Source organism: Pseudomonas sp. P4_B4 (assembly GCF_056402255.1).
In genome coordinates, this window is the sequence record NZ_JBFUHS010000002.1 from 314,154 (window position 1) to 329,330 (window position 15,177).

The 15,177-nt window shown below is 57.4% G+C and carries 12 protein-coding genes and 1 pseudogene; 5 read left to right on the top strand and 8 right to left on the bottom strand.

The window, feature by feature from the left end:
- Positions 1 to 92: 92 nt before the first annotated feature.
- From AC1DVE_RS03810 to AC1DVE_RS03830, 5 genes and pseudogenes are all read right to left on the bottom strand, one after another.
- Positions 93 to 584 (bottom strand): annotated as a pseudogene (locus AC1DVE_RS03810) (transposase); the annotation flags it as partial.
- 386 nt (positions 585 to 970) lie between these two features.
- Positions 971 to 1,927, bottom strand: coding sequence for a 2-hydroxyacid dehydrogenase (locus AC1DVE_RS03815; protein ID WP_477783773.1), 957 nt, complete (start codon positions 1,925 to 1,927; stop codon positions 971 to 973).
- Between the two features lie 33 nt (positions 1,928 to 1,960).
- The gene (locus AC1DVE_RS03820; RefSeq protein ID WP_477783774.1) at positions 1,961 to 2,719 is read right to left on the bottom strand and encodes an SDR family oxidoreductase; all 759 of its coding nucleotides are present in this window, start codon (positions 2,717 to 2,719) and stop codon (positions 1,961 to 1,963) included.
- A 41-nt stretch (positions 2,720 to 2,760) separates the two neighbouring features.
- Positions 2,761 to 3,453, bottom strand: coding sequence for a fumarylacetoacetate hydrolase family protein (locus AC1DVE_RS03825; protein WP_477783775.1), 693 nt, complete (start codon positions 3,451 to 3,453; stop codon positions 2,761 to 2,763).
- Positions 3,454 to 3,551: 98 nt separating this feature from the next.
- Positions 3,552 to 4,901, bottom strand: coding sequence for an MFS transporter (locus AC1DVE_RS03830; protein WP_477783776.1), 1,350 nt, complete (start codon positions 4,899 to 4,901; stop codon positions 3,552 to 3,554).
- A gap of 585 nt (positions 4,902 to 5,486) precedes the next feature.
- On the opposite strand from AC1DVE_RS03830, the gene AC1DVE_RS03835 reads away from it, so the two are divergent.
- Positions 5,487 to 6,419 (top strand): helix-turn-helix transcriptional regulator, encoded by a 933-nt coding sequence (locus AC1DVE_RS03835; RefSeq protein WP_046048641.1) that lies wholly within the window; start codon positions 5,487 to 5,489, stop codon positions 6,417 to 6,419.
- 234 nt (positions 6,420 to 6,653) lie between these two features.
- Here AC1DVE_RS03835 and AC1DVE_RS03840 read toward each other — a convergent pair whose 3' ends face one another.
- From AC1DVE_RS03840 to AC1DVE_RS03850, 3 genes are all read right to left on the bottom strand, one after another.
- The gene (locus AC1DVE_RS03840; protein ID WP_223459290.1) at positions 6,654 to 8,069 is read right to left on the bottom strand and encodes an amino acid permease; all 1,416 of its coding nucleotides are present in this window, start codon (positions 8,067 to 8,069) and stop codon (positions 6,654 to 6,656) included.
- 162 nt (positions 8,070 to 8,231) lie between these two features.
- Complete coding sequence (locus tag AC1DVE_RS03845; RefSeq protein ID WP_223459289.1) at positions 8,232 to 9,284, bottom strand: ornithine cyclodeaminase; 1,053 nt, start codon at positions 9,282 to 9,284, stop codon at positions 8,232 to 8,234.
- 50 nt (positions 9,285 to 9,334) lie between these two features.
- Positions 9,335 to 10,369: a histone deacetylase family protein gene (locus AC1DVE_RS03850; RefSeq protein WP_223459287.1), complete on the bottom strand. Its 1,035-nt coding sequence runs from the start codon at positions 10,367 to 10,369 to the stop codon at positions 9,335 to 9,337.
- A gap of 119 nt (positions 10,370 to 10,488) precedes the next feature.
- On the opposite strand from AC1DVE_RS03850, the gene AC1DVE_RS03855 reads away from it, so the two are divergent.
- From AC1DVE_RS03855 to AC1DVE_RS03870, 4 genes are all read left to right on the top strand, one after another.
- Positions 10,489 to 10,989: an Lrp/AsnC family transcriptional regulator gene (locus AC1DVE_RS03855; RefSeq protein WP_223459285.1), complete on the top strand. Its 501-nt coding sequence runs from the start codon at positions 10,489 to 10,491 to the stop codon at positions 10,987 to 10,989.
- A 366-nt stretch (positions 10,990 to 11,355) separates the two neighbouring features.
- Positions 11,356 to 12,633: a cystathionine gamma-synthase family protein gene (locus AC1DVE_RS03860; protein WP_477783777.1), complete on the top strand. Its 1,278-nt coding sequence runs from the start codon at positions 11,356 to 11,358 to the stop codon at positions 12,631 to 12,633.
- A 150-nt stretch (positions 12,634 to 12,783) separates the two neighbouring features.
- Positions 12,784 to 14,214 carry an amino acid permease gene (locus AC1DVE_RS03865; RefSeq protein WP_223459282.1) on the top strand — a complete coding sequence of 477 codons (1,431 nt, stop codon included), beginning with the start codon at positions 12,784 to 12,786 and terminating at the stop codon, positions 14,212 to 14,214.
- Between the two features lie 60 nt (positions 14,215 to 14,274).
- Positions 14,275 to 15,165, top strand: coding sequence for a LysR substrate-binding domain-containing protein (locus AC1DVE_RS03870; RefSeq protein ID WP_071483363.1), 891 nt, complete (start codon positions 14,275 to 14,277; stop codon positions 15,163 to 15,165).
- The last annotated feature ends 12 nt before the right edge of the window (positions 15,166 to 15,177 follow it).

A 15,177-nucleotide genomic window follows, 5' to 3' on the forward strand; every position in this document is an offset into this window, starting at 1 on the left:
GGGTGGAATCTTCAGTTGATACCAAGGCCAGAGTTCGGGCACAAGCAGTACGTCGATGCGTCCAGCCAGAGCTTCGGGCTGTGGGGCAACGACGGATCGCTCCAATTGACCTGTTCATCGCCCGGTATGCCGCGCTGCCGATTGCATCTGCTTCGATGATGCTCTGGCGTCCACAGCAAATCCTTCGCCCTTGACCAGGCCAGTGTCATTGAACAACCAGCGAAACAGATCACTGTCCCGAAAACGGCCGTGTCGACTTTTGGAAAACGTCGAGTGGTGGGGACTTCATCTTGAAGGCTCAACCGGCAGAACCAGCGATACGCCAGGTTCAAGTGGGCCTCTTCGCACAACCGTCGCTCTGAGCGAATGCCGTAGCAATAACCCACGATCAGCATGCGGATCATCAGTTTAGGATCAATCGACGGACGCCCAATCGAGCTATAGAAATCGGCGAGGTAATGGCTCAGGTCGCTCAAATCGAGTCATTGATCAATGCTGCGCAGAAGGTGATTTGCCGGGATGTGATCTTCAAGGTTGAACGAGCAAAACAGTCGCTCCTGCCCATTCGATAACTGTCCCATCATGCAGTGTGATCCCCCTCCGGCCAATGCAGAGATTTTGCCGCAGGCCAGACAGGGGGGCTACTTATTCAACAGAATCGGCCGATTGCTGCCTGCCACGAAGGGTCGTAACCGACCCATACTGTGTGAAAACGTTTTAGAGCAAGTTTGACAGTCAGGACTAGAGAGAAAATCGCGTTCCTACGCAAGTTTCCGGCCTGCTGATAACCAACCGCTGTCAGATTTTACGTAGTAACGCGGACTTCAAAACGGCGCATGCGTTTTCACACAGCCTGGACCCAAAGCTGACGATCAAAGTATCAAGCGCCAACTGTGATTTACCTTGTCGACCTCACGCGCAATGGCTTTGCCACCTCCGAAGGATCGCTACTTCCCAGGGTGGCCAACACTCAGTCAGTCACACAGCCCTGCGGTATCTTCCCAGCGAAACTGTCCACCAGGCTTGCCACCACCATCTCGCCCATCCGCGTGCGGGTCTGCAGCGTTGCACTCGCGCGATGGGGCTGCAGCACCACGTTCTCGTTATCAAACAGCTCCTCGGGCACGTTCGGTTCATCGACAAACACATCCAGCGCCGCACCCGCGATCTCTCCAGCGGCCAGTGCCGTCACCAGATCGACCTCGTTGATCAGCTTGCCGCGCGCCACGTTGATCAGATACCCGTCCTTGCCCAGCGCCTGCAGCACCTCGGCATTGATGATGGCTTCAGTCTTGTCGGCAGCGGCCGCGAGAATCAGCGCATCACTGTTGCTGGCCAGCTGCTTCAGATCGGCGATGAAAGTGTGGTTCACATCGCTCATCGGCTGCAGATCGGTGTAGCTGATCGGGCAGCCGAACGCCGCGGCTCGAGTCGCCACTGCACGGCCGACCCGGCCCATGCCGACGATCCCGATGCGCATGCCCGACACCTGACGCGCCAACGACAACGGAGCCAACGGCGTCGGGCTGTACGGCCACTGCCCCGAACGTACGTAACGATCACTGGTGCACAGCCCGCGGCACACGGCAATCAACAATCCGATGGCCAGGTCGGCGACGTCTTCGGTCAGCGCTCCGATGGTTGCGGTCACGCGGATCCCGCGATCTCTGGCGTAAGCCAGATCCACCGCATCGGTACCCACGCCGTTGACCGCCACCACTTCCAGTTTCGGTAGTTGCGCCATCAGTGCTTGGCTGATCCCGGTATGCCCGCCGGTGATCACCCCGCGAACGTTCGCGCCGTGTTCCTGCAAATAAGCCTGCTTGTCGGCCTGCTGGAAGTAACGTCTGACGGTAAACAGCTCATCGAGCCGCGCGTTGATTTCAGGGATCAGGATCGGGCTGAGCTGCAAGACTTCTGGCTTCATGTAAACCTCGCGTAACGGAATAAAAAGGCCGGTTTAACCGCGACCGGCAAACGGCATGGCACTGGCCATGACAGTCATGTTCAGGACGTTCGCTTCCATCGGCAGGCCGGCGATGTAACGCACGGCATCGGCCACATGCTTGACGTCCACCATCGGCTCCACGGCGATGGTGCCGTTGGCCTGGCGCACGCCTTTGGTCATGCGCACCGACATTTCGGTCAGGGCGTTGCCAATGTCGATCTGGCTGCAGGCGATGTTGAATTCGCGCCCGTCCAGGGCCAGGGATTTGGTGAGTCCCAGGACCGCGTGTTTACTGGCGGTGTAGGCGCTGCTGAACGGTCGTGGGGTATGCGCCGAGATCGAGCCGTTATTGATGATGCGTCCGCCCTGTGGCTGTTGCCGGCGCATCAGTGCGAAGGCACCACGGGCGCAGAGGAAAACGCCGTTGAGGTTGGTGTCGATCACGTTTCGCCACTGCTCGAACGTCAGCTCATCGAGCGGCACTGCAGGGGCGTTGACCCCGGCGTTGTTGAACACCACGTCGAGGCGTCCGTATACCTCGGTGATGGTGGCAAACAGCGCGTCGACGCTGGCCGGGTCGCGCACATCAGTGGGCACCGCCAGCGCTTCGTGTCCTTCGCTGAGCGCCAATTCGACCAAGGCCTGCAACGGCTCCGGCCGACGTCCGGCCAATACCAGGGTGAATCCGTCGGCCATCAGAGCCAAGGCCACGGCGCGGCCGATTCCGCTACCGGCGCCGGTGACCAGGGCCACTTTCAAAGGGCTGGACATGTTGTTATCTCCTTTCTCAATTCACGAGGGCGTTGCTGGGTTCAAGGTCGCTGACCGACGGGCATTTCCAGTTGGCCGATGCCGTCGATCCYGGCGTTGATGATGTCGCCCGGTTGCAGCACATCGACGCCCGCCGGGCTGCCGGTCATGATCAAGTCACCGGCCCGGAGCGCTACCGATTGCGAGATGCGGCTGATGATTTCACTGACTGACCAGATCTGACTGTCGAGGCTGTCGCGCTGGCGCTCTTCGCCGTTGACGTTCAGCCACAAATCGCCGTCCGGGTGTCCGGCGCGAGTCACCGGCACGATGGCGGTCATCGGCGCGGCGCCGTCGAACACCTTGGCACCTTCCCACGGCAAACCATTGCTTTTGGCCGCGCGCTGGACATCGCGACGGGTCAGATCAAGACCGACGGCATAGCCCCAGACATAGGCCAGCGCCTGACTCTCCGGAATATTGGCGCCGCCTTCACCGATGGCCACGACCAATTCGATTTCATGGACAAACTCTTCGGTCAATGGCGGGAAAGTCACTTCACCCGCCGCATCCACCACGTTGCTCGCCGGTTTCATGAAGAACACTGGCGGCTGGTGGGACTGGCCTTGGGTGTCTGGCCAAGGGTAGTTGCGGCCGACGCAAAATACCCGGCCAACGGGAAAGCGCTGCTGGCTGCCGGCAACCGGTAAGGTCACGGGCAGATCCGGGGTAAATACATACTCGGTCATCGTCATTTTTGTAGTCGTCCTGTTAGAAGCGTCAGCGTAAGGCGGCAATCTTTTGCGAAGTTGGACGAATGCCGCTTCGTGTTGGAGAAAAACGGTGTCTTGGCTCAGCGCGCCTTGAGTTCGATGCGATACAAGCGACCGAGCAGCAACGAATAGGACAAGGTCCCCATCAGCGCCACGCCGCCAATGAACCAGAAGGCGTAGGCAAACGAGCCTGTCGCGTGGACGATGCCGCCAATCACGATCGGGGTGACGATCCCGCCAATGTTGGCGGCCAGGCTGGTGACCCCGCCGGTCAGGCCGATCAGTTCCTTGGGCGCGACTTCCGATACGGCCGCCCACGACGACGAAGCGATTCCCTGGGCGAAGAAGGCAATGGTGAGCACGGCAATGCAGATCACGTTCGAGTCGGTGAAATTCACCAGCACAATCGACATACCCAGCATCGATCCGACTACCAATGGCAACTTGCGAGCGAAGGACATTGAGTAACCACGGCGTATCAGCAAGTCGGAGACGATGCCGGCCAGCAGAATGCCGACGGTAGCGCCCACGAACGGCAGCACCGCAAAGATCCCGGCCTTGATCATGGTCAGCTTGCGCTCTTCGATCAGGTACGTCGGGAACCAGGTCAGGAAGAAGTACAGCGCCGAGGTGCTGGCGAACTTGCCGATGCAAATCGCCCAGATCTGCCGATAGCTGAACAACTCGGCGATCTGCCGCCAGTTGAATTTGGTGCGCTCCTGACTGCTCTTGACCAGGCCACCCCCGGCTTCGATGTACTTCAGTTCTTCCGGGCTGACGTTCTTGCAGCTCAGCGGATCGCGGTACAAGTAGAGCCAGATCACACCGAACACAATGCCGAGTATCCCGGTGCTGTAGAAAACATGGCGCCAGTCGTAGGTAGTGGCCAGCCATAACAGCGCGCCGGTAAACAGCGCGGTGCCCAAATACTGGCCGCACACGTAAATGCTGCTGGCCAGCCCCCGTTCGCGGGCCGGGAACCACACCGTGACCGCTCGGCTGTTGGCCGGAAACGCTGGAGCTTCCATGGCACCGACGGCCAGGCGCAGCCCGAACAGCGAAGCGAACCCGGTGGCAAAGCCTTGGCACACGGTGACCGTCGACCAACTGATCAGCGACACCCCGTAAGTGAACCGGGAACCGAAGCGATCGGCAATGAACCCGGCGGGGACCAAGGCGAGTGCGTAGGTCCAGGCAAACGCGGAAAAAATCAGGCCCATTTCGATCTTGTCCAGGCCCAGATCCTTGGCCATGAACGGTGCGGCAATCGAGATGTTCACGCGGTCGATGTAGTTGATGATGGTCGCAATCAGCAGCAATGACAGCATGAACCAGCGCCGACGCGTCGGCAGTCGCTGAGGCAATAGGGCGTCCCGGGCGCCGGCGCTCACCGGCGGTGCGGTGGACGGGGAGGTTTGCGAGTTCGACATGAGTAGACCTTTTTATTGTTAGAAGAATCGAGATGTTCGCGCGCAGCCGAAGCCGATGCCCCCAGTGTCGGGGCAGAGCAATCGCTACTTGAATGAGAGGCGCGGACAGCTACTGTCAGGCGCTCAGATACGCCTTCGGACTGGCTCGATCGGGGGAGGGTTAGCGAGGGGGAAAAACAGGTTCATCACGTGCGCACCTTTTGATTGTTTTTGGAAGGGTCGGGCTGCATTGGTTGTCACAGTGGTCGTACAACCTCTCAAAATCAACGGAGGCGTTAGATCGTTTTTTCTTCTGGAAAAGGAGATCAATGCAGGTGTCCAAGAAAAATCAAATCAGTTAATTTCCTTGGTTATGCTTTATTTGTTTAATAAGTAATTGTTTTTGAATGATTAAATATTTATGTGTGCTCGTAGTTTTTTGGACAGACGACACATCACACACGGATACAATTAATTCTCTGTATTTCGTTGTCATCCTATGACGTGTTGAAGCCAGCGGTGTCTGCCTTCACAATCACCGCAGTCGCCGCTTGCATCTCGGCGCGACGACAACCTGTCCATGTACCTGTCGAGGAATCCCAGGCGATGTCGTCACCCGATCGAGTGCCCACCTACGTCATGCAGCAACGCAGCGAATTGACGGACTTTTACATCCGCGACAAAAAGGGACGGCGCGCCGAAACCAGCCCGCATCGCCATGAGTATTTCCAGATCCAAGTCAACCTCGGTGGCGATACCGTGCAGCACATCGGCAACGTCGAACGTCCGTTTCCGCGCAATACGCTGGCCTTCATCCTGCCGCATCGCGTGCACGTGATTCCGCATCCGGCCGACAGCAATTTCATGGTGATCAATTTTTCCCAGACCTTTCTGCTGCCGCACTTGCAGTGCGACCCGATGGACCTGGAGGAGGTCTCGATTCTGTTGGCGCCCGAGTTGTCGCCATTCCGCTTCCAGGAACATCTGGATTTCATTCTGGGTGATGAGGACTTTCGCAAAGTCTGTGCCTTGATCGAACAGATGCGAGTCCTGGATGAGAACCGTCAGTTCGGCACCCGCGAGATGCTCAAGGGCTTGCTGCTGCAATTGGTGGGGAGCGTCTGTGCCCTCTATGCCGAGCCGCTGAAACGGTTGGCCGAAGAGAATGCCGCCGAAGTCAGCCGACGCGATGCGCTGAGCAGGATGTCCGAATACTTGCGCAAGAATATTGCCGACCCCGATCTCAACCTGATCAAGGTGGCTGCTGCGACTTACCTGTCACCGACGTATCTGACGCACTGGTTGCGCAAGGAAATCGGCAAGACCTTCACTGAGCTGGTGCTCGAGCGCAGGATGCACGCGGCACGCAATTATCTGCTCAATGGCACACGACCGGTGGGGGAGGTGGCGAGGTTGTGCGGTTTCGCTGACGAGGCTTATTTCTCCCGACGCTTTCGCCAGATACATGGCCAGCCTCCAGGGCAATTCAGACGTCAGCAACTCAATCCCGATACGCCGCAATCACCGTCCAACACGTGATCGACAGCTATGGGTGATGTGGCGGTAGGTATCGAGGTCGATCCGGGCGCACCGAATTGTCGAGGTTGATTCGCCTCGGAAAACACCGACCAGATTTTCGCTTCTTTCTACACGACCAAGCCCACCGGATTGGGGGTGGGGTGATCGGCAGTGGGACGCAACGCAGCGCCCCACAAACGCCACGTTGCTCAAGCACGTTTCACTGCATCGGCACCAAGAGGCGGCAGGTGAACATCAGCTGTATTGATTTGCCGATCCAGCAGCGGATTTTAGCTTTCTGGAATGGGTCAGCTGATAAGCAATTGCCAACCAAATGAACCACCCGGGCATGACCAGCAAGGCAATACGAGTGTCAGGTCTTAATGCCAGCAGGCAGAGAACAAACCCTAGGAACGCCAAGGAGAACCAGGCCATCGGCACGCCACCAGGCATCTTGTAGGCCGATTGCGCATGCAGGTCGGGTCGGCTTTTGCGATAGGCAATGTACGACGCGAGGATGGTCGACCAAGTGAAAATCACCAGGATCGCCGACACGGTAGAGACGATGGTGAACGCTGTCATGACTTCCGGAACGATGAAAAGCAGCAGTACACCCACCAGCATCAACAGTGTCGTGAACGCCAGGCTTAGCAAGGGCACGCTACTGCTCGACAGGCGCCGAAAAATCCCCGGAGCATTGTCGTGATTAGCCAATCCAAACAGCATACGACTGGAAGAAAATACGCCACTGTTAGCCGATGAGGCGGCAGACGTCAGCACCACAAAGTTAACGATACCTGCTGCTGCGGGAAACCCTGCAACCAGAAACAGTTCGACGAAGGGGCTCTTGCTGGGCGAAACCTGCTGCCAGGAAGTCACTGCAATAATGCAGGCCAGTGCCAACACATAAAACAGGATGATTCTCAGCGGTATCGAGTTGATGGCTTTAGGCAGGGTCTTCTCGGGGGAACGGGTTTCGGCGGCAGCGATGCCGATCAGCTCGGTGCCGGCAAATGAGAAGATGGCCATCTGGAAACCGGCGAAGAAACCGAATAAGCCGTTAGGAAAGGTTGCCTGTTTATCCAGCAGGTGGCTCAGGGATGCCGTGACGCCATTGGGTGAGACAAAGGAGCTGGCAATCAGCACCATGCTGACCCCAATCAGGGTGACGACAGCAATGATCTTGATGATTGCGAACCAGAACTCCACTTCACCGAAAAGCCTCACGGTCAGTACGTTCAAGGCAAACAACGTCATTAGCATACCGATGGCCGGTATCCAGGCGGCTACATCGGGGAACCAGTACTGAAAGAAGCCGCCGACCACCACGGCATCGCCCACCACCGCGACGCTCCAACTCAGCCAGTACGACCAACCGAGGAAAAATGCCGCTCGCGGGCCAAGGTAAGCACCGGCAAAATCCGCAAAGCTTTTGAAGTTCAAGTTGGAGAGCAACAGTTCGCCCATGGCGCGCATGACGAAGTAGACGAACATCCCGATGATCATATAAATGAGGATGATCGACGTGCCCGAGAGGGCAATGATCTTCCCGGAACCCATGAACAGACCTGTACCGATGGCACCTCCCATGGCCATTAATTGAATGTGACGATTGCTGAGCGTGCGCTGCAGCGCGGGCTGTTCAACCCGCTCGGATGGAGTCGATTTCATTACAAAACCTCTTGATTTTATGTTTTTGTGTTTTGGCAGAAAGTGGGTGTCTAGCGTTCTTGTTAGAGATGCAACGGCTACTGACGGTGGTGGTTTGGGGGTGGCAGGGTTTCTCCTCCGCTAACAAGGTGCACGGCCCATTGGCATTTGCTCAGGGGGCTATCAGCTGACTGTGCGCAGGCGCGAGAGAACTGCTGGTTGCTGCCCAAGCAGTTGGTAGAGATTTTTTATGTTGGCAGGCGTCGGCACCAGATGGATGCGCTCACCGATGGCATGCTTGCGCGCCAGGTCGTGCAGGTAGCGCAGTGACGAAAAGTCTTCCAGGGCAAACCCCACCGAATCGAAAACGGTGACCTGTGCGTCGTTCTCGCGGCCCGGGACTTCGCCCTGAACAATCCGGAAAAACTCCACGACGGGAAAGTCAGGCTCCAGTTGTTGAATATCGCCTTCAATCCGGGTTTGAGGTTCAAACTCAACGATGACCCGGGCATTGCGCAGAATGTCGGCGTGCAGTTCGGTTTTCCCCGGGCAGTCACCGCCGACGGCATTGATATGCATGCCGGGCTCGATCATCTCGGGCGTCAGAATCGTCGCATAGGCTTTGTCTGCGGTAACTGTGGTGACGATGTGCGCGCCCTTGACCGCTTCCTGTACCGAGTTGGCCAGAATCACCTCAATATCCGGGAATGCGGACAGGTTGTGCTTCAACTTGAGTGAAGCGTCGCGATCGATATCGAAAATGCGTAATTCCTTGATGGACAGCATTTCGTGGAAGGCGAGGGCTTGAAATTCGCTCTGAGCGCCATTGCCGATGATTGCCATGATGCTTGCACCGGGGCGCGCCATAGACTGCGCGACCAAGGCAGAGGTCGCGGCAGTGCGCACGGCTGTGGTCAGCGTCAGTTCACTGAGCAGGGTTGGATAGCCACTGTGGACATCGGCCAGGACACCGAAGGCCATGACCGTCAGCAAGTCCCTTTGACCGTTGTCCGGGTGGCCATTCACGTATTTGAACGAGTACTGTTGGCCATCGTCGGTCGGCATCAACTCGATCACACCGGCGGCCGAATGATTGGCGGTGCGAGGCGACTTATCAAACTGCGCCCAGCGTGAGTAGTCAGCTTCGATGTAAGCCGCCATTTCGCGGATTGCCCGGCGGACTCCTACCTTGGCGAACAGGCGTGCGGCATGATCGACGTCTATAAAAAGAGTCATGTTTTTATTCTCCGATTCAATAGTTGAAACGCTGCGATTCAGGGGATGACTCAGGCGCGTTTGCTCTCGTAGCCATGCAGCACGTTGACCGCATTGATCCCGATTTCATCGACCATGTAGCCGCCTTCCATCACAAACAGGGTGGGGCAGCCCGCGCCCGCTATCAGCTCGCCGATGCCGATGAAGTCTTCGCTTTCCAGCAAGAAGTGGCTGATGGGGTCGTCCTTGAACGTGTCGACGCCCAGTGAAATAACCAGTACTTCAGGGGCAAATTGCTGGAGTTTCTTGCAGGCGTGGAGCAAGGCGTTGCGGTAGCTTTCCCAAGTGGTGTTCTTCGGCAGCGGATAGTTCAGGTTGTAACCTTCGCCGTGGCCAGCGCCTACTTCGTGGCTGTAGCCTGAGTAGTACGGATAGGACACCGTCGGTTCGCCGTGCAGCGAGACAAACATGACGTCACTGCGCCCGTAGAAAATGTTCTGGGTGCCGTTGCCATGATGAAAGTCGACGTCCAATACAGCGACACGCTTGGCGCCTCGGGTAATAGCCTGCTGTGCGGCAATGGCTGCGTTGTTGAGATAGCAGTAGCCGCCCATGTATTCGCGTGCTGCGTGATGGCCGGGCGGGCGGCACAAGGCAAAGGCACTGTCGTGGCCTTCATCGATCAGCGCCAGTCCGGTCAGCGCGATATCGGCGCTGGTTTTTACCGCGTGCCATGTGGTGGCGGTAATCGGGGAGCCGGCATCCATGGCGTAGAAACCCAGCTTGCCGTCGATGAAAGTCGGCACTTGCTCGTTGGCCAGATCGCGCACAGGCCATACCAGCGGCAAGGCATCGTGGGTGCGTCCGGTTGCGCTCCATTCAGACCAGGCGTTTTCCAGAAAGGCTACATAGCGCTCGCTGTGCGCGTTGACATAGCACGCCCTGTCAAATACTCGCGGTTCGATGACCTGGCCAAGCCCTACCTGTTTGACCCGATGATGGACGGTATCGGCCCGACTGGGCTGTTCGAAGGACTGCTTGAGCACGCCGTCTTTCAATTCGGTGCCATGGTGCAAACGGTGGGAATCACTGAAAACTGTAAACATTGTGCGCATCCGTTGATGTGAACCAGTGCAAATATTCTGTTCCGGCTGGGATGTGCTTTCTTTGCTTTGTTTTCGTGATTTACTAGATTATTCGGGAATTTTTACTCAGGAATGGCGTAATGCAGAAAAAAACATCCAAGCGCATCAGTCTCGACGACACCGACCTGGCGATTCTCGCGTTGCTGCAGGAAGACGCGAGTATTTCCAACGCCGAGCTCAGTGAACGGCTGTCGTTAAGCCTTACGCCTTGCTGGCGACGGCGTAAGAGAATGGAGGAGGCGGGCGTGATAAAGGGCTACCAAGCCAACCTTGATCGACGAATGCTGGGGCTGGATATCCTGGCGTTCGTGCACATCCGTTTTTCCACCCACGCCGATCACGCTCCGGACGCCTTCGAGGCGGTGATTGCGCAATTGCCCGAAGTGTTGTCCTGTCACAAGATCACCGGGGATGCCGATTACGTGCTGCAAGTGCTGGCAGAGGATCTTGATAGCTACAGTGACTTTATCGAGCAGGTTCTCAGGCGTCAGGTGGGTATTGCCTCCATCCAGTCCAGTTTGTCGTTACGCGAGGTCAAGACCAGTAGCCGTATCGCGATACCCAAATCGAGCAGGGGGTAAAACGATTGAGGTAATCCGGAGCCCCGACGCCTGGTCCAGGCGACATCGGGCGACAGCTGCTGAGCGATCATGTCCTTCGGTACAGACCCGACAAAACGAATGCCTGCATCGTGGACCTCTCCAATCACGTCGACCATTTTATTGGTCACGGTGAGATCAATCTCAATGCCCGGGTCGCGGTCGACAAAGACCGAAAAAACAGGCCCTGAAAAAATTCTGCGCCATCGCTTAATACGTTCAGCCATTAAAAAAAGCAGCCCTTTGGCACCGATAACATCGTTTCTCGGGCGCACCGCTTTTCAATATATTGGCCGCCAGATCTGGTGAATGACTCAACACTCACCACCCTCAGTGCGAGTAGTCTTAATGAACAATAAACCTGACAACACAGGGCTTGATAACGCCGGAGCGGGGACCCGAGCGGTCTGGGGCGGGGAGCAAGTCAGGCACCCCTACAACGCCACTCAAACACCGATCGTGGTCAGCGCCGCTTACGGTTACGACGACATCGACGTCTGGTACGACGTTGCGTTGGGCAAGACGCCGGGCTTTATCTACAGCCGCATGAGCAACCCGACGGTCGAGATTCTCGAAGCAAAAATTCGTGAGTTGGAAATGGCCGAGTCCGCCGTGGCCTTCAGCAGCGGCATGGCGGCGATCAGCAGTGTGCTTTTCACCTTCCTGGCCAATGGCGATCGTGTGGTGTCAACCAAGGACAGCTACGGTGGCACCAACAAGATTTTCGAAGAGTTCCTGCCGCGCACGGGTGTGGAGGTGACCTTGTGCGAGACGTTCGATCACGAGGAGATCGAGCGTGAAATCGCCAAAGGCTGCCAGTTGGTGTACCTGGAAACGCCGACCAACCCGACCCTGAAAATACTCGATATCCAGCGTCTGGTAGCTGCAGCCAAGCGCGTCGGTGCGGTGGTGGTGGCGGACAACACCTTTGCCACGCCGTTGAATCAAAACCCCCTGGCGTTAGGGGTGGACGTGGTCATCCACAGCGCGACCAAGTTCCTCAGTGGCCATGGCGATGTGCTCGGCGGTCTGGTGTGCGGTAACGAATCCTTGATGGCCAAGGTTCGTCATTACCGGGAAATCAACGGTGCGACGCTCGACCCGTTCTCGGCCTACATGATCATCCGGGGCATGAAAACGCTGGTGCTGCGCATGCGTCAACAGCAACGCAGTGCCCGTGCCCTGGTGGAGTTCCTCTGCACCGAACCGTTGGTGGAATCGGTCAATTATCCCGGCTTGCCCGGTCATCCGAACCACGCTGTGGCGTGTACGCAAATGTCCGGCTTCGGCGCCATCGTCAGTTTTGTTCTGGTCGGTGGGATGGACACGGTCAAGGTGCTCTTGCCACGTCTGCGATTCGCCCACTGCGCGGGCAATCTCGGTGCAGTGGAAACCATTTACGGCCCGGCCCGGACCACCAGCCATGTCGAGAACACGCTGGAGGAACGACTGGCTCTGGGTATCTCCGAAGGACTGGTGCGGGTCTCGGTCGGCATTGAAGACACTGACGATCTGCTCGACGATTTGAAGCAGGCGTTCGCTTTTGTCAGGTGTTCGCGCGATGAGCTGGCACAGGCAAACACACAGCACTCAAACAACAAAACGTGCATCGAGGCAGCAAGCTGAAGTTTTAACGTTAGTACCTCACGACAAGGCCGTTAGTGAGGCGTTCATGAAGTGGAATAATAATAAAACTAGTGGCGACCTGTTTTTACTCTGCCCCGTAACTCATCGCAGACGTTAATGCGCGCCCTAACAACTTTCATGAGAGCAACCATGTCCATAAAAGAAGAACAACTCAACACACGTACCGGTTTTAAACAGGAAATGCAGACACGCCATATTGTCATGTTGGCATTGGGTGGCGTCATTGGTACCGGGCTGTTTCTAACGTCCGGGTACACCGTTAACCAGGCCGGTCCGTTGGGTGCGGTCATCGCTTACATCATCGGCGCACTCATGGTTTACATGGTCATGATGTGCTTGGGCGAATTGGCGGTGCATATGCCGGAAACGGGTTCGTTCAGCACCTACGCCACTCGTTTTCTCGGACCCGGCACCGGCTACACCGTGGCGTGGCTGTATTGGCTGACCTGGACTGTGGCAATCGGCTCTGAATTTACCGCCGCCGGGATTCTGATGGCGCGTTGGTATCCGGATACACCGGTATGGATTTGGAGTGCGCTGTTCGCAGGCTTGGTGTTTCTGACCAACGTGATATCCGTGCGCTTGTTCGCTGAGACCGAATTCTGGTTGTCACTGGTCAAAGTGGTGACCGTGGTGGTGTTTCTGCTAATCGGTGGTGGCGCGATTCTCGGCCTGCTGCATATCGATCAGGCTCACAGTATCGGGCTGAGCAACTTCACTCGCGAGGGGCTTTTCCCTACCGGTTTCATGCCGATTGCCATGACGTTACTGGCGGTCTCCTTTGCGTTCTCCGGCACTGAGTTGATCGGTATTGCCGCTGGGGAAACCAAGGATCCGCAGCGCAACGTGCCGCGCGCCATTCGCACGACCGTGCTGCGCCTGGCGATCTTTTTCGTGGGGACCATTTTCGTCCTGGCAACACTATTGCCCCGAGAACAGGCCGGTCTCGTAGAGAGTCCATTCGTCACGGTGTTCACTTACATCGGGATTCCATATTCGGCAGACATCATGAATTTCGTGATCATCAGTGCCTTGCTGTCGGCCGCCAACTCAGGTTTGTATGCCGCGTCACGGATGCTCTGGACCCTGAGTGACCAGGGTCACCTGCCCAAGCGGTTCTCGGCACTGACGCGCATGGGCACGCCGCTCAACGCGATTATCGTCAGCATGGCGGGTGGGGCTGCCTCGTTGCTCAGCAGTGTGTTTGCCGCCAACACCATCTATCTGGCGCTGGTGTCGATCTCTGGATTGGCGGTCGTAGTGGTCTGGATGAGCATCGCTGCGAGCCAGATTGCTTTCCGCCGTCACTATGTGGCCAACGGCGGTGACATCCGCGACTTGAAATTCCGTGTCCGGGGTTATCCATGGGTGCCGTTGGGAGCGCTGGTCTGCTGCAGTCTGGCGTGTGTCGGGATTGCGTTCGATCCGGAGCAGCGAGTGGCGTTGTACTTCGGTTTGCCTTTCATCGCCTGGTGCTATTTCGTGTATTACATTACCCGCAAAAGCCGCGAGCGACGCTTGTCGGTTGCCCCCTTGGCACAACCGTCCGATGCGTTCTAGTCCGCGTCGACGGGATGGGCAAGCGTGCTCGGTGGAGGGGGCGTCCTAGAGGTTCAAGCCATGAAGCAAAAGACGCTACCCCCATTGAACTGGCTGCGGGCATTCGAGGTGTCTGCCCGCTGTTTGAACTTCACCCATGCTGCCGAAGAGCTGTTTTTGACCCAGGGGGCAGTCAGTCAGCAGATCCGCCAACTGGAAAGCCATCTTGGGGTAGCACTGTTCAAACGCTTGCCCCGAGGTCTGGGACTGACCGAGGAAGGCCAGGCGTATCTGCCGGTGGTGCAGGATGCGATCACGCGGCTGGCAGTGGGGACCAACGAAATTTTTGGTCAGCACAAGCGTCGACCGATCAAGGTGCGTGGCAGCCTGGCGTTCTTCGTGCATTGGCTGGCGCCCAAGCTGGCGGGGTTTAGCCAGGCGCATCCGCATGTCGATATCCGCTACATCAGCAATATCTGGGTCAAGGAACTGGACGGTGAGGATGACATGGAGATTCGCTGGGGCCACGGTCAATGGCCCGGCCTGGTGTCGCAGCGCCTGACCTGGGACACGTTGTTCCCGGTCTGCTCGCCGGACCTGATGGCGAGGTCGCCGCTGACGGTCCCCGTGGACGTGTCGCACCATCCGCTGTTGCATGTTCTGGGTTACGAAGAGGGTTGGGGTTACTGGTTGAACATGGTCGGTGCGGACACCGTCGACTCCTCGACCGGCATGCAGTTCGACACATTGATTTCCACTTTGCGCATGGCCGAGTTAGGGCAGGGAATCGCCTTGGCGCGGTCCTCGATGGTGGAGGAAATGCTTCAGGATGGACGATTGGTCGAACCCTTTACCCAGCGTATCGAAGCCAGCGAGTCTTTTTACCTTGTGCGCGGTTCCGGGGCCGAGCAGCACCCCGACGCGGTGATGTTTTCCACCTGGCTGGTCGAGCAGGCACATCGTTTCAAATGAATGGCCGGAGCC